Raw genomic sequence first — 20,803 nt, forward strand, 5'->3', positions numbered from 1 at the left:
GGCACAGTGCTCTCAATCCGTTTCACGCTCCGTAAGTAGCGATCTTAGCGTGTCGGGAGAAGAGGGGAGCAGCCCGACCTGTAAGCCAAATGGTTTGAATACCTTATTGAGCACCTCCGTATTGTAGCTGCCCCGATCATTCTCGATATCGGAGAGTGTTTTTCTTGAGACACCAACAAGTTTTGCGAACAGATCCTGTTTAAGTCCTAGTATGTTAACACGCAAGCCTTTCAACGCTTGGCCTTGGGTTAACTCACCAAACAATAGGCGTTTGATGATTTTGTTCGCTTCGGTTTTACGCTCTGCGGCACTGACAGCCATGGTGTTTTTTGAGACTTTCGTTCGCGTTGGCGAGTTACATTGTGGTTGGTCGTTGCTCGAATGAGCGGCCTCTCCCTCTTTTGTGCTCTGTCGGTGGCTGCGGTTTGCCCTCAGACGAGCGACCACATCTTGTACAGACTCTTTGCTGCTCGGCTTATTCATAAAAGCCCCCAGTTCGCGAGCTTTTGTGATAGATGATTAAATCCAATCGCTGGCATCTCCAAGACTTGTTCGGGAACGCCTCGCAACGCTAGCCGCTGTTTAAGATCAATGCATTTGCTTGCCGTCACCTTTAACTCTTTTAATAAGACGTCCTTCGGCACCAGATCAGAGAGGGTGTCCGCGATAGCGACAAAGTCATACGTTCCGCCAACCTCAAGCGGCGCTTTCCATTTTGTGGTCCTTGGAATACCTTCAGGATCCGCTTTCATCGGTGCGAAGTCATAAACAGGCGCAAGCTTGATGACGCCATCAGCTTTTAAGAATGACGTGTTTCTGCCGTGGTTGTCACTATTGCCGAACAAAATATTGAGAAGGTCTCTTTTCACCCACTCAATCACAAATTCTTGAGAGTTAAATATATACCCTTGGTCTTGAACTGTATGGCTGTTAGTGATTTTCTCGATGAGCGTTCGGATGGTGGTTTCGTGATCAAGGGTAACGCCAGCACTTTTGTTCAACATGGAATACACAGATTCCATACCCAACCTTTCTATTTGTTGGTGACTGACTTGAACATCAAATCGAGGGAGCCATAACGAGGGGTAGCTTAAACCTTCCTCCAAGCGCATACCGTCGATGGGGATCGTTTCGACACCCATTTCAGTTAGCTCATGATAATAGTGGAACTCCGCCCTGAGAATGTTGCAGTCGATAGAGCTTCGCGAACCTCTAGGGTACTTGACCAAGTAATGGGCGTCGTGGTTATGGTTGTCATCTTGGTATGGATCGATCCATATTTTTTCGCGTCCCGCGTGATGATCGAAACCACAACGTAGGACAAGTTTGGGGGCTTCACCGCCAGCGCCCGTTGCCCCACCTGCGGCTGCCCCTCTTTGCTGCGCATAATCGAGGAAATCACCGGCTCTATTTTTGACATCATCAACAGAGAAGTAGAGATTATCTGCCACGTCGTAGCGCTCAGGCAGGGAGTCTTTTATCCTTAGATTGCCAATTGGCGACATGGTACCAAATTTGAGCAAAATATAATTTTGGTCATCGACGCTAAGGTCTTCAATATCCAAGTGCTTAACCCAATACCGTCGGCTAGCACCGCTTGGCATAATATCGTTGAGAAATCGTAACCATCCGGGCTTGCCCAAGTCATCAAAAAAGAATGAAACAGGGTGATTGATTGAAACGGCATGGCAGTCATCTTGGTCATGATGCGCCAATGCATAGTCACTGAGGTAGTGGAGCTCCGTCACTCGAAAGTTATGTTGATGACTTTTAGGGAAAGATATTGTACCCACATCTACCCACTCCCCTTTGATAAACGCTTGCACGTTGAGCGCTTCCATCGTCCATCCCCCTGTTTATATATGAGTAAAAATTTACTCGCAAAGTGCTATTTTTTCAAGTTAAGAGTAAATAATTACTCATTTGTGTGATAACACCGCCCTCGTGGCGGTTTTTTGCTATTTACAGCCGCTAGTCGTTCCTCAATCCTCGTGATACCCTTTTCTCAGGTTTGATCCAAGAGAATAAAACGATGAAAATTGCCGTTGCTGGAACAGGTTACGTCGGCCTGTCAAACGCCATGCTACTGGCGCAACACAATGAAGTGGTCGCACTCGACATTGTGGAAGAAAAGGTCAACTTTCTTAACAACCAACAATCCCCGATTGTCGATACCGAAATCGAGCGATTTCTGGTCGAAAAGTCACTGAACTTTACCGCCACCCTAGATAAAGAGCAGGCCTACCAAGGCGCGGACTTTGTGGTGATTGCCACCCCCACCGACTACGATCCCGAAACCAACTACTTTAATACCAGCTCGGTTGAGGCGGTGATTAAAGATGTGATGGCGATTAACCCCGATGCGGTGATGGTGATCAAATCAACGGTGCCTGTGGGCTATACCGAGCATATTAAGCAACAAATGGGCTGTGAAAACATCCTCTTTTCCCCTGAGTTTTTGCGCGAAGGCAAAGCGCTTTACGATAACTTGTATCCATCACGGATCATTGTTGGTGAGCAATCCGAGCGCGCGCGCCAGTTCGCCACGCTGTTGCAACAAGGCGCAGTCAAATCGGGTATCTCGGTCTTGTTTACCCACTCCACCGAAGCCGAAGCGGTGAAACTCTTCTCCAACACCTACTTGGCGATGCGGGTGGCGTATTTTAACGAGCTGGACAGCTACGCCGAATCCCACGGTTTAGACGCGCGCCAGATCATTGAAGGGGTAGGGCTAGACCCGCGCATTGGCGATCACTACAATAACCCCTCCTTTGGTTACGGCGGTTACTGTCTGCCAAAAGACACCCGACAACTATTGGCTAACTACCAAGATGTGCCCAATAACATCATTCAAGCTATCGTTGATGCCAACACCACCCGCAAAGACTTTATTGCCAATGCGGTTATTGCCAAAAAACCGGAGGTGGTCGGTGTATACCGTTTGGTGATGAAATCTGGCTCAGACAACTTCCGCGCTTCGGCCATCCAAGGGATCATGAAACGGATTAAAGCCAAAGGCATTGACGTAGTCGTATATGAACCTGCTTTAGAAGAAGATACCTTCTATAACTCTGCAGTCATTAAAGACTTGGATACCTTCAAACAACGCGCTGATGTGATCGTTGCCAACCGCATGGTGGATGAAATCCGTGATGTAGAAAGCAAAGTCTACACCCGCGATTTGTTTGGGGCGGATTGATGAAAGTGTGAGGGCCTAGGATCCTAGGCCCATTGGTGGCGATGACACAAGCCCAAGTATATATTGAATAATAGATTTCCGTCCTTGTTCTATTTCTCCTCGCTCGTATCCACCTGCATTCTTAAAAAAGGGAGCAGTACCAGCCCAATGGTCACCGCACATAACGCAATAGCGATGAAAAAGCCTTGCCACGAAAAAGCTTCAATAATCAGCGCGAGAGGGTAGCCAGCGGCGGCTGCGCCTAAGTAGGCAAATATGCCCACAAAGCCTGTCGACGCGCCTGCTGCTTGTTTGTGGGAGCACTCAGCTGCAGCCATGCCAATGAGCATCTGCGGGCCAAACACAAAAAAGCCGACGCAAAATAGCAACAGTGCGTGAATAAAAATGTCGGTGAACGGAAATAGCCAGAACGCAGCGACCGATAGAAAAATACCGGTGGCAAACAAAATGCACATGGGCCCGCGGTTACCGGCAAAAATTCGGTCAGATCCCCAGCCTGCGACCAGCGAGCCTAATACCCCGCCGACTTCAAACATGGCCAAGGCAACATTGGCTTGAATCAAGCTGTAGTGATGCTGTTGGGTAAGATAAATATTGCCCCAGTCGTAAATGGCGGTGCGGACGATATACACCATGATATAGCTGACCGCGAGTAACCACAGATAGCGGTTGGTGAGCACATAGCGATGCAAAATAGTGCGATAGGCTAAAGAAGGGCTGTCTGCTTCGTGAAATTGCTCTAGCTTGTCTTTGCGCCAATCGCCAATATTGGGCAACCCAAGTGATTTGGGTTTATCACGTAAGTAAAAAAACAATAACAGCCCAATCACAATCGCGGCCACGCCGGGTAAGGCAAACCCAGCCTGCCAATTCACATGGATGACTAAATACGCGACTAACACCGGCACAATGGCACCACCAAGGTTATGTGCTGTATTCCAAACAGCCCACCACACGCCACGCTCGTTGCGGGAGTACCAGCTGGTCAGCAAGTTGGCACACGCTGGCCATCCCCATCCCTGAAACCAAGCATTAGCCACCCACAATGCAGTCAAGGCAGCAATACTGTGCATTTGGCTGAAAACCAGGCTAATCACGCCCGTCAATATCAGCCCTGTGCTCATAAAAAAACGTGAGTTGGTTTGATCTGCAATCATTCCCGATACAAACTTCGACACGCCGTAGGTTAACGAAAATAGCGTTCCCATTAAGCCGATATGCGCCATATCGATATTTAGGTTTGTAATCAACGCCGGCGAGGCAGCACTCAGTGTTTTACGGGTTAAATAAAAGCCTGCATAGCCCACATACATGCCCAGCATAATATGGCGCCGCCAATAGGCGTAGAGGGTGTCTTGGGTACGCGTCTGTGTTGTCATGATCTTACTTGTTTAAGGTATGTGTGGAAGTGATAGCGTGAGCGATGTTCCATTTTGATTGGATTGAATATCGCAATCGCCGCCCATTGCTACGACTCTCTCTCGAATGCCTTTCAGACCAAAGCCGTTAACGGTGTCTTTAGGGGTAAAACCACAGCCGTCATCCGTCACTTGCAAGGCGCTAGTATGACCCAATGAAATAACAACGGCGACATGACGTGCATTGGCGTGTTTATGAATATTATTCAATGCCTCTTGGCAAATTCGGTAGAGGGTAACACGCACGGTGTCGCTTACTGGGTGATGGTGAGTAATCGAAAGTTTTATATCAATCCCTTGGACGGCAAATCCCATATCATGCGCCAACTGGCTAACGGCATCATCAAAGCTAACATCATCTAAAACGGTTGGTCGCAATTGCGCAAGTAAGGTTTTAGTTGATTGATAAATGTTCATCGACATGTCTTCAATCACTTGCACATACGGGGCATAAGCGTGATCGTTATCCAGTCGTTTAATGATATTCGCGTGGGTTTTGATGGCGGTTATGTTCTGGCCGACATCATCGTGTAGCTCGCGAGCAATATCTCGTCGGATCTTTTCTTCAGTGCTGATCAGTTGACGCGACAAATATTGGTTCTTGCGCAGTTGTTGCTGAATACCAGTAGTAAGATCGCGCTGACGCTGCACGGCAAGTCCCAGCCCAATGCCGGTCATAGTTTGCACAGCAAGTGATAACAATAACTCGACAGTGGCTACCGTGGCTGTCGCTGAGGCGTCGGTATGGGCAACCACCAATGCCAAACTATTGAACAGAGTCGCAAGAAATGCACCTTGCCAGCCATATTTTAGCGCAAACAAAATGATGGGAATCGCCAAACAAAACGGTGCAAAACGGTCCAGTGAGGGAGGTAATTGCGTTTGAATGAGTAAGTTAAAGATAAACGCGGCGCTGCATATTAGCCCATCGCGCCAATGAAAGAGGATCGGCGTGTGTGCGATACGGGCAGAAACCATGCCCCATGGCTTTGAGAACAGATAAAAAGTGAGCAAATAGCAGCAGGGCAGGACAATTAACATGGCGGTAAGCGGCGCCAGTAATAACAGCATGTTATCGCTTGATAACGTCGCCCCCAGACTCACGATAGTGGCACTTTGGCCCAACCCCGCCACACTGGCGAGTAATAAAAACGGCCAATGGTGGCGGTGCGCATAAGCCGTTAGTACATGACATATTGGCCATGAAAGAACACTGAGTAACCCTAAACGAAGCCAATCTTGGCTGGGTAAGTATTGAAAAAGAATGGCCAAGGCCAGCCATTCGGCCAAGTAAATGGCCGCCCAATACGTACGACGAGTTGTGATAATCAACCCAAGGCGACAGGCAAAGGGTAAAAATACCACTGCGAGGGTATTCGTGGGCAAGAGAAAACGGCTGATCACCCAAAGACTGACCCATGCACAGAGTACGAAAAACAAAATGCAAAGGGCGTTGATGACCCAGTTAACCGTGGCTTTTTTCATACATCCTGTTGGAGTTTTTTTGCTAGGCACACATTGTTATCGACCGCGAGTTTTTCCATTGCATTGGCGCGGTGAACATGCACTGTTTTTGGGCTAATCCCCAATTGGTCGGCAATGTGTTTGATCGCATATCCGTCTGCAATCAGGGTCGCCACTTGCTTTTCACGGCGGGTGAGTGTGGCTAATTGACACGACGAAGGGTGGGTTGGTGCAGCGAGTTGCAGTGCGATATCTTTGGTCACAAAGAAGCCACCTTGTGCCAAGGTTCTTACAGCTTGAATGAGATCATCTGGGTGGCAGTTTTTACTGAGGTAGCCTTTAGCACCCAGTTGCAGTGCTTTTTCAATCATACTGGCCGAGTCATGAACACTTAGCATTAATGTGTTAATACTAGAGGGAAGCTGCTCGAGCAAGTGCAGGCCGCTCTCATTAGGCATAGAGATATCCATAATACAGACATGCACCGGCAATCCAGGTAGGTGCTGGCGGGCCTCTTTTGCCGAGCCAAATTCCCCAATCACATTGATATCAGGTTCAATATTTAACAGTTGACCAAAACCGGACCGTACGATTCGATGGTCGTCAATCAATACAACGTTGATCATAGACTGCCTGCAAAAAGCAGTACATTAGCGCCAGTATGACGCTAATGCAATGTGGTATATCAATTGTTGAGCGCGCAGCGCTGTGGGGCTGACTGCGCGTTCAATTTATAATGCCTGTGCCTTGAGCTTCATCGCCTTTTTCTTTTTGCGGATTTTGTGCTCTTCAGCGATAGCCACCATGGCCAGTAAGCCTAAGCAGATCAGTGCAGAGGCATCCAGTGCCGCAAAGGTGCCTTTCCAGCCCGTTAAGCCAAAGACTGGCGTGCCATCGGCCACCATACCTAAGCCCAGTTTAGCGAAGCTGTCACCAATCAGATACGCAAAGGTACCTTTCACGCCATCGGCGACACTGATCGCTTTTTTCGGTACAAAGCCAACCGCGGCGACACCGATCAATAGTTGCGGACCAAACACGAGGAAACCGAGCGCAAACAATGCAGACAGGTACATAAATTCGCTGGTGGCGTATTGGTAGAACTCGAGTGTCATGACAATGAGTGCGAGGGAAACGCAAGCAACCAGTGCACGGCGCCCGTTAGCAAGATCTGAAAGGTATCCCCACATCAGTGTGCCAACCAGCGCGCCGACTTCAAACATGGTAAAGCCAGAAATCGCGGTCTCTTTTGAGAAGCCCAGCTCTTGATACGCATACACGGTAGACCATTGGTCGATACCAATGCGAACGATGTATAGGAAGATGTTAGCAAAGCATAGCAGCCAAATGACTTTGTTTTTCAATATATACTTAAGGAACATTTCCTTTTTCGTCATCTTGTTTTCTTCAGCTTCACGATCTTCATCACTTATCGGTTCTTCGAAAAGCTCTTCTACGGTGCCTAGCCCATAGGCTTCTGGTGAGTCACTACCATATCGCATCCCAATTGCACCAACGATGATTGCAATGACTGCAGGGAACACGAACATCCCGATGACGTTACCATCAAAGAAAACGTTGGCACCAAACAAGGCCACACCGGCGGCACCGGCACCACCGACATTGTGCGACATATTCCACAAACCAAGGTATGACCCGCGTTTGTTGCTCGGTGTCCATTTAGTAATGGTTGAGTAGCTTGATGGACCACCGGTACTTTGGAAAAAGCCGCTCAGTGAGTAAAACGCCACCATTAGAAAGAGGCTGATGCTACCGCCGCCCAAACTAAAGCTGAAGCCAAGCATACAAAGACCAGAAAGGATCAGCATAAACGGGAGGAATTGCTTTGTATTCTTGCCATCGGCGTAGTAGGAAACAACGGTTTTACCAATTCCGTAGGTGACAGAGAAACCGAGACCAATCATCCCCAATTCGGTCATGGAGAGGCCATACTGATTGATCATATCGTTCTGAGCGACGTTGAAGTTTTTTCGCACCAGATACATGGTTAAATAGCCAATAAAAACGACTAAGTAAGATTGCAGGAAAGGTTTGAGCCACATTTTTCTGCGCTGTTCAGCTGGCAGATCTAATGTGGGCTTTCTGACTTGATTGAGAAAGTTCAACATAAGTTCGCTCGTAAGTGAGTGGAGGTAATGGCAAGCAGTATACGGCGCGATGACGCCGCTCCCTTGAGACGACGGCTTAGTTGAACTAGGAAATTGTCTTAGTTTTTATTGAGTAGGTTATAAATCGTGAAAGGCATCACAACAAACGTTAAGCATCATAAAAGACAAATACGATAAACGGCTGAGTAAAAAGGAGGGAAGGCCCCTCCTCATTTATCCTATCTGATTAAACACCCTCACAGCGCCGCCCTGGCAGTGTAATTGATACTCGCTCGTACACGCCGGTATAAAAATAGACTCGCCTTTTTCAATGGTCAGCTTGTGGTCGCCATGAGAAACAGTCAGTGGGGCATCAATGGCGAAGATGATTTCACCGCTGTGCATATGGCATGTGAGATCGTCAACCTGAAGGTAATGCGTAAAGGAAAAATCAGGCACCGCGACCGGGTAATGCGTTCCTTGGTCAGTGCGTGTCGGTTCGAGTGTTATGTTAGCCGTTGCTATAGGAGCAAAGCTTGTACAGGCGATCAGCTCATCAACATCGATATGCTTGGGGGTGAGTCCGGCTCGCAATACGTTGTCGGAGTTGGCCATGACTTCGAGTCCGACGCCGTTGATGTAAGCGTGAGGGGTGCGGGCGTGCAAAAACATCGCTTCCCCCGGCGCGAGTGTCACGACATTTAGCAATAACGTCGCAAAGAGGCCGACATCTCCTGGATACTGTGTCGCCAAATCAATAATGGTATCGAAGGGAGCTTCCGTCGCATTTTGATTGGCCACTGCCATTAAAGCGTCGACTGCTGCTGCTTTATCGGTTGCCTCAAGCGCTAATAGCTGAGCGAAGGCGCTTTGTAGCGTGTCTTCAGCCGGGGAATCGGTAAAAGCTTGAAAAATTGGGTTGAGCGAATCGTGATTGATTTTTGCAATGTTCGCAACAATGTCTGAATAGGGACGAAACCCGTTCATCGCCTTAAACGGGGTCAGCGCATAAATCAGTTCAGGTTTGTGATTGGGATCTTTGTAGTTGCGATGCGCGGCTGATAGGGAAATGCCTTGTTGGTTTTCTTTTTGATAGCCGTGTTCGGCTTCTTGTTTGCTTGGGTGTACCTGGATGGATAACGCTGTGTCTGCGGCGAGCACTTTGAATAGAAAAGGCAGTTCACCAAAGCGTTGATAAATCTCAGCGGATAAGGCGGATTGCGGGTCAGACGCAATCAAGGTATTAAGCGGCAGCCAAGCTTCGCCAACGTGTATCTCGGAGCTGGCTTTAGGGTGCGCGCCCATCCAGATTTCAGCTTGCGGCTGTTGGTCGGGGTTCGCAATATTAAACAGTGCTGGCAGAGCCGTGCAGCTCCCCCATTGATAGGTTTGAATGGGATTGCGCATTAAAAAAAAGGGCTGTGAGTGAAATGGGCTATTCATACAAGCTGTACTCTTAAACGAGAGAATATAGTCTTAAACGAGAAAATATACTCTTAAACGAGAAAATCGGCCCCGATTGGCGAGGCCGAAAGTGATAATAATGGTGTGCTTATAGCATAATTAAGCGGCTGATTGCAGCCACTGGGCTTTGCGTGCCTTCTTCAAGCTAACGCAAACCAATGCAGTCACCACCGCGCCGGCAACCATACAAACAAGGGCAATAACAGGCTTGTTCATCGCGCCCAGCAATGCCACCACGGGGCCACCATGTGCCACGCTGTTAGTCACACCGAATCCAAAGGCCATCACCGCCGCCACCATGGAGCCAATCATATTGGCGGGGATCACCGCAATGGGATCTTGGGCGGCAAAGGGAATCGCCCCTTCTGAAATTCCGACCAGGCCCATAGCCCCCGCCGCTTTACCGGCTTCGTGTTCAGTGGCTTCAAAGATATTAAGCTTACGGCCTAGCACGGTTGCTAAACTCATTCCTAGGGGAGCGACTGGGATAGCACAGGCCATCGCACCCATAAATTGAGTTTGTCCGCTGGCAATCATCCCCACGGAGAATAAGAAAGCCACTTTATTGAATGGACCACCCATATCAAAGCCTGCCATGCCGCCCAGTACAATCCCTAATAAAATGTAGTTACCGTTGCTCATGGCGGTGAGCATGGCGGTAAGTGAATCCATTAGGCTGGCAATGGGCGCCCCAATCACAAAGATAAATAGCGCGGCGATAAACAGGGTACCGGTAATCGGCGCAATCATAATGGGAACGAGTGGTTGGAGGAATTTATGGTAATTAATTCCGCTGACCCATTTGACGAAATACCCCACAAGCAAACCCGCAATGATGGCACCGATAAAGCCGGTGCCCGCTTCAGCGCTGTAAAAGCTGCCGGTATTCGCTATCCAGCCACCAATTAACCCTGGCGCAAGTGCCGGGCGATCGGCAATCGCATAGGCGATATAGCCGGCAAGCACTGGGATCATTAATTGGAAGGCAATCACACCGACATCGAGCACTTGTTGCCATGCACTGCCTTCTGGAATGGCCATGCCCGCTTCCGTTGGCTCACCGCCAATGGCGAGAGACAGCGCAATCAATAGCCCGCCAGTGACCACAAAGGGGATCATGTGCGAGACCCCATTCATCAAATAGCGATATAAGTTACTTCGCCAGTTTGTGGTGGCAGTGGACGGTGCGTTGGTGTTTGTGCTTTGCTTGGACGTACCCGCGGCTTGATAAGGGCTGGCATTAAGTGCGTTTTCGATTAAGCCTTTACCGTCGCGAATTGCTTCTTTAACGCCGACTTCGACCACAGCTTTGCCGTTGAAGCGGGTCATATCGGTTTGTTTATCACAGGCAACGACAATCGCATCGGCGCGTAATATGTCGTCTTGTGTGGGTGAGTTTTTAACCCCAATCGAGCCGTTGGTTTCTACTTTTATTTCATAGCCCAGTTCGTCAGCGGCTTTTTCAAGCGCTTCGGCCGCTAAATAGGTATGTGCCACCCCCGCCGGACAACCGGTTACACCAATAATAAGGCCTTTTTTCGGTCCGGTATTATTGCTTTCTTTGCTGGGCTGAGTCAGCAGGGTCATGACCTTACTGGGCGTGTTGGCTGCAAGTAGCGCTTGCGTGAATCCTGGCTCAATAAGTTTGGAAGAAAGGGAAGCCAGCACTTCAATATGATGGTCGCCACCGTTAGTGGGAGAGGCAATCATAAAAAAGATATGAGACCGCTCGCCATCTTCTGCACCGTAATCGATGCCGTCTCGGCTAATACCGATGACCACACCGGGTTTGGTAACGGCGTCACTTTTTGCATGAGGAAGTGCGATGCCCGCTTCAAAGCCTGTATTACCTAGGGCTTCGCGCGCATTCACATCCGCAATAAATGCGGCTTTATCACTAACACGGTCATTATCGACCAATGCTTGGCTCAGTTCATTAAATACATCTTGCTTGCTGGTGGCGTCGAGGTTGAGACGTATCAAGCGCTCGTTGATCAGTTCAGATATCATGATGGGCTCCTGCCGATTCGTGTGAACATGGTGATCAGTTTGCGCCCGTATGCGGCTGGAAAATAGTGCAGAGAAATAGCATTTACTGGATGATTGTGCCCAACCATTTTTAATGTGATCTCGCTCATTAACGGCAATGGCAGATCGTATGGGTATAATGGCGGTGTTGCTGATGCGTCGTACTGACGCCGTTTGCGGTCATTTGCCGTTTTGGACAGCGAGCCCGAAAACGATCGGATAGGGATGATAATGAAAGCCTCGACACCTACCAGCTTTTCTCATTTGCTTGAACTACTGAAATCACCTGACGAGCAGTTTGGTCGGGTGATCTTTGCCAATGATTGGCAAGTGCCTGAGCCTTTTAGCTATCAAGTTAACTTTCCACGCTTAGAAATTGTGGTGTCTGGTCAATATACCAATATTGTCTCGACGCCTGAGGGTGTAAAAACACACACGTTGGTCGGTGGCGAGGCGCTTTATATCGCGCCAAACTGTTGGAATAAACCCGATTGGCAACATTCATGCTCGGTGCTGAGTTTGCTGTATGGTCGTCGGCAGTTGGGGTTTAGCCTTGTGAATAAACGCGCCAACGTGGCCGGATTTTACGGTGTGCAGAAGTTCTCCGTGCCGATGCGTGCAGGCTTTGCGGTGGATAACATTCTTGAAGCGTTAAACGCGCTTGCTAAAGAGCCAAACAAGCACCTAACCGATGGGTATTTGATTAAGGCGTTGTTAGCCTACACCCATCAATTAGTTGATAAACCAATATTCAATGCCCACTCTCGCGGGGAAGATCTCTACCAGGGGATCTGTATTTACATTCAAGAGCATTACCAGCAAGCCCTTTCGCGTGCGGATATTGCTGCGCATTTCCACATCAGCCCGAGCCACCTGTCACGTTTATTTAAACAATATGGCCATATGACACTGGCAGATTACATTGTGTGGGTGCGCATTGACCGAGCCAAATTTATGTTGATGCGTTATGAGTTCCGATTAGTCGATATTGCCTGTCGTTGTGGGTTCAATGACGTGAACTATTTCTGCCGCGTGTTTAAAGCGAGAACGGGCAAGACCCCTTCTGAATATCGACGGCTCAGCCATCAATCCTGATCTAAGGCGGCATCTAGCATCGCAATTTGGGTAGGAATGTCATCACAGTGTGTTAACCAGCGCCGAAATGCGGATGAAGACAAACGGCGAGATAGGCGGCTGATGGCGCGTAGTGTCGTACGCTCGATGTCGCAGGGGATCGCGATCGCAATACATAGTGAAACCGATTCTTGATTCAACCAGGTCATCGCAGGGTGGCAGCGAGTCACTATGATGGCGGGATGAGGGACGCTGCTATCAATAATATGAGGGAGTGCAACCTGATCGCCAAGGTAAGTAGATGAATGTGCTTCCCGCGCCATAAAAGCAGCATGAGCTTGCATTGATGTGTCTTTTTCCGCGACGCGTTCAACGATCTCCCTAAACAGCGATTCACACTGTGTCGCTTGGGTGTGTAATCCTTCAACGCACAGATTTGGATGCGCGAAGCGCGATGGCGGATCTAACGGATTGTTTGCGGCAGCAGTAAAGGCAGAGGTGCTGAGTAAATGCCAGTGCTTACTGACGTATTCAGCGAGCACTAAGCACATTAGCTCGGCATCTGCTCCCTCAATCAGAAGCAGGCAAATATCATTGGGCTGGGTACCCGTGGCAAGCATGGATAAAGTGTCGGTGGTCGCTGATGTGCAGTCTTTGCTGACATTCACAAAGGTGCTTTTTCCACTAAACAGCGAGCATAGCCTTGCCAACTCGCTCATTTGCCAGCTGACTAAACCTTGCAGCGGCGCCGAAAAGCAGACAAATGCGCCCGTCATAGGGAAAGTTGCGTTTGTAGCGCCGCTTTCGCATCCGTGAGAACGTCTTCCATGGCAAGGCGAACAATGGTTGAGTGACTCAACCTTTCTGCTTTTTCTAGCTCGATATCAGAGACAATAACCACGCACTCTGCTTTCATGATCTCATCGAGTGATAAGGCATTTTCAATCCCCATTGCCCCTTGGGTTTCCACCTTTATCTGAATACCAAGACTTTTGGCGGCTTTCTCAAGCTGCTCAGCAGCCATGTAAGTGTGTGCGATGCCTGTAGGGCAAGCAGTAATTGCGACGATGTTGTTCATAGTGGTTGAAACGTCATAGTGGTTGAGTCGCTAAAATAGTGCCAGTTAGGCGAGGTGAAAGAAAGCGTATCTATCACAGTCGCGAGGTTACAATATGGTAAAAGACTTTATCACACACGATAGAAGATTAAGCAGAGTCACGAATGATTAACTTGGGAGGGAGAATTAAGTTGCAAGGCTCTCTATCTTTTTGTCTCAGTTGATCGATCAACCGCTTTGCTGCTTGTTTTCCCATCTCACGAGCATTGGAATTGATAAAAGTCAGAGAGGGTACGGTTAGAGCTGCTTCTTCGACATCATCGAAACCAATCACGGATACCTGTTCACCAATAAATTTATCTTTGCCGATCGAGCGGCCAGTTCGATGTATCCCATATACTGCGCCTAACGCTGTTGATGAGTAATGGCACAGTATGGCGGTAATTTGTGGATGGGCTGATAATAATTGCTGTATCGTTTGTGCGGCGGTAGCTTGACTTTTGCCACACTCAAGAACCCATTCTGGTTTAAAAGGTAAACCAAACTGCATTAAAGTTGAACAGTAACCACCGATACGTTCTGCGCGACACAGTGACGCGCTTGTTCCTCCTACATAAGCGATCCTACGGTGCCCTTGTTTAATAAGGTGTTCCGTTGCTAACTTTGCAGCATAGGTATTGTCAGGACCGACATGGTCGATTTGTCGATCATGTGATGCTCGTGAGATACACACCATGGGTAGGTTGTGTTGTGTCAACTTTTCGAGATTGAACTGCTGGCTTTCATCGTTAGGGCAAAATGCAATGCCACCAACACTTTGACGCGCCATCGTCAATACACACTGTTCTAGTTTCTCTTGGGTTCCCCCGCTTTGAGTAAGAAACAACATGTATCCTTGTTGTTCTAGTTCCTCACTCAGCCCAGCCGCGATTTCGGCATAGTATGGGTCACTGATATCTCTGAGAATAAGCCCAATAATTTCACTGGCATTAGCCCTTAGGTTGGCGGCCGCTCGATTACGAATATAGCCGAGCTCTTCCACTGCATGATTAACCTTGTCGATCATACCAAGCGAGATCCGCCCTTTATTTCCCAAGACCATGGATACCGTTGTCACGGACACGCCAGCGTGTCTAGCGACGTCTGTGATCGTCACTTTTTTTGAGGACATAGGATTACTTACCAGTTTGAAAAAACGTTTTATCAAGCAACTTTAACGCCATTTTTTTAGTTTTAAAAGGTTTAAGCTGCTTTTTGATATGTTCTTTAACTCGATCACACAAAGAATGATAAAACGTTTTATCATAATTTTATCAGCGTATATTTAAGACGACTAAAAAACGTCATCCGCACATAATGTGATCGGTATGAGCCCTACACGTTCTCATGTTCTGGAGAAGGACTATGTCTAAAAACAATAACAAATCGACCATGTGGGAGTTCTTGCAGAGCCTTGGCAAGACCTTCATGTTACCCGTCGCGCTATTAGCATTTTCAGGGATCCTGTTGGGTGTTGGTAGCTCATTGTCTAGCGCAGCGATCAAAGACGCCATTCCCATTTTAGATTTTGCACCTTTGCAGTTTCTGTTTATGTGGATGACCAAAATAGGGCTTGTGGCGTTTATCTACTTGCCAGTCATGTTCGCTATCGCGATTCCATTAGGGTTAGCACGTAAGGAGAAAGGCGTAGCAGGGTTTGCAGGCTTTGTTGGTTATGCAGCGTTCAACCTTGCAATTAACTTTTTTCTCACGGTTGCCGGTGTGCTGGGTGATGAATCGGAACGCCTCGCCTATGGTGTAAAGAACATTATAGGCATTGACTCGATTGATACGGGTATCCTAGGGGCGGTGCTTGTTGGTGTAATCGTGGCCAAGCTTCATCAGCGTTTTTACACCTTTAAAATGCCAGATGCGCTAGCCTTTTTTGGCGGTGCACGCTTTGTTCCTATTATTGCAGCGCTTGTACTCGGCGTCGTTGGTGTCCTTATTCCTTTTGTATGGCCTTATTTTGCTGCTGGCATTAATGGTATCGGCCATGTCATTAAAGGCGCAGGTGATTTTGGGCCGATGCTATTTGGTACCGGGGAACGTCTATTACTGCCGATCGGCCTCCATCACATTTTAGTCGCGCTCATTCGATTTACAGAAGCGGGTGGCACGATGGAAGTGTGTGGCCAAACGGTATCTGGTGCGCTTAATATCTTTTACTCTGAGTTATCTTGCGCTGATACCACTACGTTTACTCCCGAAGTGACGGCGTTTTTATCACAAGGGAAAATGCCAACTTTCCTCGGTGGGCTACCTGGTGCCGCGCTTGCAATGTATCACTGCGCGCGACCAGAGAGTCGTTCAAAGATCAAGGCGCTGCTTGTTTCGGGCGTAGTGGCATGCGTTGTTGGTGGCATCACCGAGCCTCTAGAATTTCTTTTCTTATTCGTTGCGCCAGTTCTTTACTTTGTTCATGCCATTCTGACGGGCTTAGGCTTTATGGTCATGGGGTTACTCGATGTCACAATTGGTAATACAGATGGCAATCTGATCGATTTTCTAGTGTTTGGCATTCTTCAAGGCACCGCGACTAAATGGTATCTCGTGCCGCTTGTCGCAGGTATTTGGTTCGTCGTCTACTATTTTGTATTCAAACTTGCTATTACAAAATTCAACTTAAAGACCCCCGGACGTGATATTGATACAGCCGAAATAGACAAAGAACTTGAAGTCGCTGTTGTCAATGCATCAGGTAAAGGTGCGTCTATGCTTGCAGCTCTCGGTGGTAAAGAGAATATTGCAGCATTAGATAACTGTATTACTCGGCTTCGTTTATCTGTGAACGATATGAGTTTAGTTGACGACGCCAAACTAAAAGCAAATGGGGCGCTTGGTGTCGTGAAGCTCGATCAACACAACCTCCAAGTCGTGATAGGGACCCAGGTTCATCTGGTGAAAAATGAAATTCAAGCCATGATGACAGCGAGTTAATCAAGAAACGTTAAAAAACTAATACGGTGCAATATCGCTACATATTCATTGCACCGTAGTTCGTCAATTTTGGAACATTATTATGCTTTATGATGTCGACTTTGATACACCCATCGATCGCAAGGGTACATACTGCACACAGTGGGACTACGTGTCGGATAGGTTTGGTCAAGCTGATCTTTTACCTTTCACGATTTCAGATATGGATTTTGCTATTCCACAGCCGATTATTAACGCATTGAAAACGCGTCTTGAGCACCCAGTATTAGGGTATAGCCGCTGGAACCATGATGACTTTAAATCAGCGATTCGCCACTGGTATAAAACGCGCTTCGAGTGTGATATCGATACAGAGTGGTTGGCCTATGGCCCATCAGTTATTTACATCGTCTCCAAGCTGATTGAACAATGGAGTCTACCCGGACAAGGGATTGTGTTTCATACGCCGGCTTATGACGCCTTCGATAAAGTGATTGCAGGACAAGGTAGAAAGTGTATCCGTAGCCGCTTAATCGAACGGATAGGGCGATTTGACATTGATTGGCCAGATTTTGAGGCGAAGCTAGCTGATGAGAACAACACCGTACTTTTGTTGTGTAGTCCTCACAACCCGACAGGGCGAGTATGGTGCCAAGAAGAGCTTCAAAAAATAGCTGATCTGTGTGACAAATACCAGGTAAGCGTGATTTCTGACGAAATTCATATGGATATCTGTTTCAAACCTCATCGTCCTTATGTAGATATTGGGCGTGATCATCGTTGGGCAGTCGTCACTTCTGCGTCAAAGTCCTTCAATATCCCAGCATTGACAGGAGCCTATGCACTGATTGCTGATAAGAAAAGCCATAATCAATATTTGCACAGGCTGAAGGAAGTGGATGGCTTATCATCACCGTCAATATTGGCGGTACTTGGGACGATGGCGGCTTATAACGAAGGTGAACGTTGGCTAACGGCGCTCAATGATTACGTGCTGGCCAACCATGAGTACGTAAGAGATACATTGCAAAGCGCTTTCTCTGAAATCATTTATCAAGTGCCAGATTCAACTTATTTGGCGTGGATCGATTTATCACCATTGAATCTAGATATGAAAGCGCTTGAAAAGACATTAATTGAAACATTCCATGTTGCTATCATGCCGGGTAGTACGTATGGAAAGGCAGGGAAAAACCACATGAGACTGAACCTCGGTTGTCCACGATCTAAAGTAGAGGTGGGTGTCGATGCGTTAATTCAAGCGATTAAACGACAGCGTTAAATGCATATCAGAAAGAGTAGATAAGGAAGCCTACTCTTTTTCCGCTCCCTCCCTCGCAAAACCCCCTAAAAACCATACAACTCAAAGGCCTACCTCGCTTACCCTCACCGCACATTCATAACCGGTGGATGATGCCATGTTATTTATTACCAGCCGTATTCCTGAGCAAGGGCCGACCAGTGAGGCCGGCCGTTGGTTAAACTTTGATAGCCAAAATACCGATATCTCAAAGTGGGTGTATTTTTGCCAGCGCGCCGGGCAGGGCGAATACCAAGAGATCACCGCGGCGCCGTTTATGGCCAAACTGAAAGCCTTGCCCGCGCATACCCAGGTACTGTTTTTGCTCCATGGCTACAATAACCAAATGGAGCGCAACATCTTCCCGATGGCGCAGACCTTACAACACCAGTTTGATCGCCTCGCCCCCAACGCTATGCTGGTGGTGCCGATTATCTGGCCCTGTGACGACGATGGCCGGCTCGATGCTATCGATGACTATTGGGACGACCAACTCGCCGCCACCGCGTCAGGGTTGGCATTTAGCCGCTTACTGGCGATGTTTGATGACTGGCGCCGCGCCCCCGAGCAACAAACCACCCCGTGCAAACGCCGCATGAACGTGCTTGCCCACTCCATGGGCAATCGCACTTTAATCAGTACCTTTTCTCATTGGCACCAACATGCCGGGCTCGACACCATGCCGCAATGGTTTCGGCATATCTTTATGATGGCCGCCGATGTCGATAACCAAGCCCTAGAGCCGCACCAGCCGGGCAGGGCAGTGCTGGATGCCGCCAAACAAGTCCACATTTACTATGCCGCCGATGATATCGCCATGGCCGCCTCAAAAGTGGTCAACGTGCGCCACCGCACCGTCACCCGGCGTTTAGGCATGACCGGCCCCGAAAACCTCGACGCACTTCCCGCCAACAAAGTGACGGTAACCGACTGCGACGCCTTTAACGACCAATTCGACCCAAATTGGGGCCATACCTATTTCCTCACCGACGACAACGGCCACCCAAGCCCATTGATAGAACAGATGATGGATAAGATGATAAAAGATTGAAGGCGGGAAGAGCAGCCCGATGCGAGACGGTCCGCTCTTTTCCGTATTCCGTAAGCGAAGCGCTCAGTATTCCAATTCCCGAATACAGATGACGGAATACAGAGTACAGAAAGAGCAAAAACCTGATGCGCGCACGGCCTGCTCTTTTCCCAACAAGGACGTAACCATGCCCAACACTTCACTAAAAACCTCAATAAACAATGAAACCCTCACCGTCACCCACCACGGTGGCTATCAAACCGTGACTGGCTCTTGCCACCAAGTCGACATTAAACCGACAGGCTTACGTTTATTAATTGACTGCGGTCAATACCAAGGCGATGAAGCGCGGGAGGTGAGGGTGAACCTCAACGGCAAACGCATTGATGCGCTGATCCTCACTCACGCCCATATCGATCACTGTGGTTTGCTGCCTTGGCTACTGGCGGCGGGCTTTAACGGCCCTATTTATTGCACTGAAGCCACTGCGGAGCTGGTGCCGCTATTGATTGACGACACCTTAAAGCTGCAACTCAACATGCATTATGGCAATCGCCAGCAGGTGCTCGAACGTATCCGCCAGTTAACCGTGACGCTGTCTTACAACAGCTGGCACCGGCTAAAGCCCAAGCAAAAAGGGCAGCCGGCGACCTATTTGCGCTTGCAACCGGCCGGGCATATTTTGGGGTCAGCTTATGTTGAATTAAAACTGCCCGACGAGCAGCGCGTAGTGTTCTCCGGCGATTTAGGGCCCAGTAATACGCCACTGCTGCCTGATCCAATCCCGCCAAGCCGCGCCGATATTTTGTTTTTAGAATCTACCTACGGCGATAAAACCCATGAGTCCGTCGGCAACCGCGCCCAGCGGCTCGAGACGATCATTCAACGCTCACTAGAAGACGGTGGCGCGATTTTGATCCCAGCGTTCAGTGTCGGCCGCACCCAAGAGCTGTTGTTTGATATCGAGCAGCTTATCCACCAAAAGCAGCTTGATGAGGCGCTCCCTATTATTCTTGACTCGCCCATGGCGCAAAAGGTGACGCGCCATTATCGCCAGTTTAAAAAGCTATGGAGCAAAGAGGCCAAAACCAAGCTTAATCAWCACCGCCACCCGTTAGCCTTTGAGCAATGCATCACCATTGATAAACACAGCCAGCATATGGCACTGGTCAATCGCCTAAAACAAACTGGCGAGCCGGCCATTGTGGTCGCCGCCTCCGGCATGTGCCAAGGCGGGCGTATTATGAACTACCTCGCCGCCTTGCTGGAAGACAAACGCACCGATGTGATTTTTGCCGGCTACCAAGCCCAACACACCCTCGGACGTGATATTCAGCAAGGCAACCAACAAGTGTGGATAGACAACACCCCCGTCACCGTCAACGCCCAAATCCACACCATCTCCGGTTACTCCGCCCACGCCGACCAAAATGACCTGGTCAACTTCGTGCAAGGCATCCAACCGCCGCCAAAACAAATCCACTTGATTCATGGCGAACCGGATAGCCAGCGGGAACTAGACGCGAAGCTGCTCCTTCCCATCCCCTAGGGCCCTTTCGCCCAAAAAACCGCCACACCGCTTGCGCAATGTCGACTTTTTTGCGCTCGGTCTTTTGCCTGCAAAAATTAGCAGGTAAACTCAAAGCCCGTTAAAATCTACATGGCTATGCGCCTTGCGCGTCCATATACAATCTAGCTATGCG

The 20,803-nt window shown here is 48.7% G+C and carries 17 protein-coding genes; 6 read left to right on the plus strand and 11 right to left on the minus strand.

Annotation, left to right across the window (positions count from 1 at the left end; translation table 11 throughout):
• Positions 1–12 precede the first annotated feature (12 nt).
• On the minus strand, positions 13–483 hold the full coding sequence (locus BZG76_RS05510) for a helix-turn-helix transcriptional regulator (protein ID WP_077460437.1): 471 nt from the start codon (positions 481–483) through the stop codon (positions 13–15).
• Positions 480–1,841, minus strand: coding sequence for a type II toxin-antitoxin system HipA family toxin (locus BZG76_RS05515; protein ID WP_077460438.1), 1,362 nt, complete (start codon positions 1,839–1,841; stop codon positions 480–482). Before BZG76_RS05515 ends, BZG76_RS05510 begins: the two co-directional genes overlap by 4 nt.
• Before the next feature lie 191 nt (positions 1,842–2,032).
• Here BZG76_RS05515 and BZG76_RS05520 point away from each other — a divergent pair, with 191 nt between their 5' ends.
• Entirely contained in the window at positions 2,033–3,199 is a 1,167-nt protein-coding gene (locus tag BZG76_RS05520; protein WP_077460439.1) for a nucleotide sugar dehydrogenase, read from the plus strand.
• Between the two features lie 89 nt (positions 3,200–3,288).
• Here the strand turns inward: BZG76_RS05520 and uhpC are convergent, their stop codons facing one another.
• The 6 genes from uhpC to BZG76_RS05550 all read right to left on the minus strand — a co-directional run bounded on the left by uhpC (position 3,289) and on the right by BZG76_RS05550 (position 11,663).
• The gene (gene uhpC / locus BZG76_RS05525; protein WP_077460440.1) at positions 3,289–4,578 is read right to left on the minus strand and encodes an MFS transporter family glucose-6-phosphate receptor UhpC; all 1,290 of its coding nucleotides are present in this window, start codon (positions 4,576–4,578) and stop codon (positions 3,289–3,291) included.
• 12 nt (positions 4,579–4,590) lie between these two features.
• Positions 4,591–6,102, minus strand: coding sequence for a signal transduction histidine-protein kinase/phosphatase UhpB (uhpB, locus tag BZG76_RS05530; protein WP_077460441.1), 1,512 nt, complete (start codon positions 6,100–6,102; stop codon positions 4,591–4,593).
• A complete protein-coding gene (gene uhpA / locus BZG76_RS05535) occupies positions 6,099–6,707 on the minus strand; it encodes a transcriptional regulator UhpA (RefSeq protein ID WP_077460442.1) in 609 nt (202 codons plus the stop codon). Before uhpA ends, uhpB begins: the two co-directional genes overlap by 4 nt.
• Before the next feature lie 105 nt (positions 6,708–6,812).
• Positions 6,813–8,210, minus strand: coding sequence for a hexose-6-phosphate:phosphate antiporter (uhpT, locus tag BZG76_RS05540; protein ID WP_077460443.1), 1,398 nt, complete (start codon positions 8,208–8,210; stop codon positions 6,813–6,815).
• A gap of 213 nt (positions 8,211–8,423) precedes the next feature.
• Positions 8,424–9,632: a mannose-6-phosphate isomerase, class I gene (gene manA, locus BZG76_RS05545; RefSeq protein ID WP_077460444.1), complete on the minus strand. Its 1,209-nt coding sequence runs from the start codon at positions 9,630–9,632 to the stop codon at positions 8,424–8,426.
• Positions 9,633–9,752: 120 nt separating this feature from the next.
• Positions 9,753–11,663: a PTS fructose transporter subunit IIABC gene (locus BZG76_RS05550; RefSeq protein ID WP_077460445.1), complete on the minus strand. Its 1,911-nt coding sequence runs from the start codon at positions 11,661–11,663 to the stop codon at positions 9,753–9,755.
• 249 nt (positions 11,664–11,912) lie between these two features.
• On the opposite strand from BZG76_RS05550, the gene BZG76_RS05555 reads away from it, so the two are divergent.
• A complete protein-coding gene (locus BZG76_RS05555; protein ID WP_077460446.1) occupies positions 11,913–12,776 on the plus strand; it encodes a helix-turn-helix transcriptional regulator in 864 nt (287 codons plus the stop codon).
• Here the strand turns inward: BZG76_RS05555 and BZG76_RS05560 are convergent.
• The 3 genes from BZG76_RS05560 to malI form a co-directional block, all read right to left on the minus strand.
• A complete protein-coding gene (locus BZG76_RS05560; RefSeq protein ID WP_077460447.1) occupies positions 12,767–13,531 on the minus strand; it encodes a PTS sugar transporter subunit IIA in 765 nt (254 codons plus the stop codon). The two genes, BZG76_RS05555 and BZG76_RS05560, sit on opposite strands and share 10 nt — an antisense overlap.
• Positions 13,528–13,833, minus strand: coding sequence for a PTS fructose transporter subunit IIB (locus tag BZG76_RS05565; protein ID WP_077460448.1), 306 nt, complete (start codon positions 13,831–13,833; stop codon positions 13,528–13,530). The genes BZG76_RS05560 and BZG76_RS05565 overlap by 4 nt, the downstream gene beginning before the upstream one ends.
• A gap of 127 nt (positions 13,834–13,960) precedes the next feature.
• The gene (gene malI / locus BZG76_RS05570; RefSeq protein WP_077460449.1) at positions 13,961–14,983 is read right to left on the minus strand and encodes a Mal regulon transcriptional regulator MalI; all 1,023 of its coding nucleotides are present in this window, start codon (positions 14,981–14,983) and stop codon (positions 13,961–13,963) included.
• A gap of 233 nt (positions 14,984–15,216) precedes the next feature.
• Here malI and malX point away from each other — a divergent pair, with 233 nt between their 5' ends.
• The 4 genes from malX to BZG76_RS05590 all read left to right on the plus strand — a co-directional run bounded on the left by malX (position 15,217) and on the right by BZG76_RS05590 (position 20,649).
• Complete coding sequence (gene malX / locus BZG76_RS05575) at positions 15,217–16,791, plus strand: maltose/glucose-specific PTS transporter subunit IIBC (protein WP_077460450.1); 1,575 nt, start codon at positions 15,217–15,219, stop codon at positions 16,789–16,791.
• Between the two features lie 82 nt (positions 16,792–16,873).
• A complete protein-coding gene (locus BZG76_RS05580) occupies positions 16,874–18,052 on the plus strand; it encodes a MalY/PatB family protein (protein ID WP_077460451.1) in 1,179 nt (392 codons plus the stop codon).
• A 136-nt stretch (positions 18,053–18,188) separates the two neighbouring features.
• Positions 18,189–19,121, plus strand: a complete 933-nt coding sequence (locus BZG76_RS05585) for an alpha/beta hydrolase (RefSeq protein ID WP_077460452.1) — start codon at positions 18,189–18,191, stop codon at positions 19,119–19,121.
• 166 nt (positions 19,122–19,287) lie between these two features.
• On the plus strand, positions 19,288–20,649 hold the full coding sequence (locus tag BZG76_RS05590; RefSeq protein ID WP_077460453.1) for an MBL fold metallo-hydrolase RNA specificity domain-containing protein: 1,362 nt from the start codon (positions 19,288–19,290) through the stop codon (positions 20,647–20,649).
• Positions 20,650–20,803: the final 154 nt, after the last annotated feature.

Source organism: Salinivibrio sp. AR647 (assembly GCF_001995415.1).
Lineage (GTDB): Bacteria > Pseudomonadota > Gammaproteobacteria > Enterobacterales > Vibrionaceae > Salinivibrio > Salinivibrio costicola.

What these genes read in the sequence shown, in the direction of transcription:
- BZG76_RS05555 (WP_077460446.1), top strand. Translation starts at nt 11,913, where the DNA reads ATGAAAGCCTCGACACCTACCAGCTTTTCTCATTTGCTTGAACTACTG.
- uhpB (WP_077460441.1), bottom strand. Translation starts at nt 6,102, where the DNA reads ATGAAAAAAGCCACGGTTAACTGGGTCATCAACGCCCTTTGCATTTTG.
- uhpT (WP_077460443.1), bottom strand. Translation starts at nt 8,210, where the DNA reads ATGTTGAACTTTCTCAATCAAGTCAGAAAGCCCACATTAGATCTGCCA.
- malI (WP_077460449.1), bottom strand. Translation starts at nt 14,983, where the DNA reads ATGTCCTCAAAAAAAGTGACGATCACAGACGTCGCTAGACACGCTGGC.
- BZG76_RS05515 (WP_077460438.1), bottom strand. Translation starts at nt 1,841, where the DNA reads ATGGAAGCGCTCAACGTGCAAGCGTTTATCAAAGGGGAGTGGGTAGAT.
- uhpA (WP_077460442.1), bottom strand. Translation starts at nt 6,707, where the DNA reads ATGATCAACGTTGTATTGATTGACGACCATCGAATCGTACGGTCCGGT.
- uhpC (WP_077460440.1), bottom strand. Translation starts at nt 4,578, where the DNA reads ATGACAACACAGACGCGTACCCAAGACACCCTCTACGCCTATTGGCGG.
- BZG76_RS05510 (WP_077460437.1), bottom strand. Translation starts at nt 483, where the DNA reads ATGAATAAGCCGAGCAGCAAAGAGTCTGTACAAGATGTGGTCGCTCGT.
- manA (WP_077460444.1), bottom strand. Translation starts at nt 9,632, where the DNA reads ATGAATAGCCCATTTCACTCACAGCCCTTTTTTTTAATGCGCAATCCC.
- malX (WP_077460450.1), top strand. Translation starts at nt 15,217, where the DNA reads ATGTCTAAAAACAATAACAAATCGACCATGTGGGAGTTCTTGCAGAGC.
- BZG76_RS05550 (WP_077460445.1), bottom strand. Translation starts at nt 11,663, where the DNA reads ATGATATCTGAACTGATCAACGAGCGCTTGATACGTCTCAACCTCGAC.
- BZG76_RS05565 (WP_077460448.1), bottom strand. Translation starts at nt 13,833, where the DNA reads ATGAACAACATCGTCGCAATTACTGCTTGCCCTACAGGCATCGCACAC.
- BZG76_RS05580 (WP_077460451.1), top strand. Translation starts at nt 16,874, where the DNA reads ATGCTTTATGATGTCGACTTTGATACACCCATCGATCGCAAGGGTACA.
- BZG76_RS05560 (WP_077460447.1), bottom strand. Translation starts at nt 13,531, where the DNA reads ATGACGGGCGCATTTGTCTGCTTTTCGGCGCCGCTGCAAGGTTTAGTC.
- BZG76_RS05520 (WP_077460439.1), top strand. Translation starts at nt 2,033, where the DNA reads ATGAAAATTGCCGTTGCTGGAACAGGTTACGTCGGCCTGTCAAACGCC.
- BZG76_RS05585 (WP_077460452.1), top strand. Translation starts at nt 18,189, where the DNA reads ATGTTATTTATTACCAGCCGTATTCCTGAGCAAGGGCCGACCAGTGAG.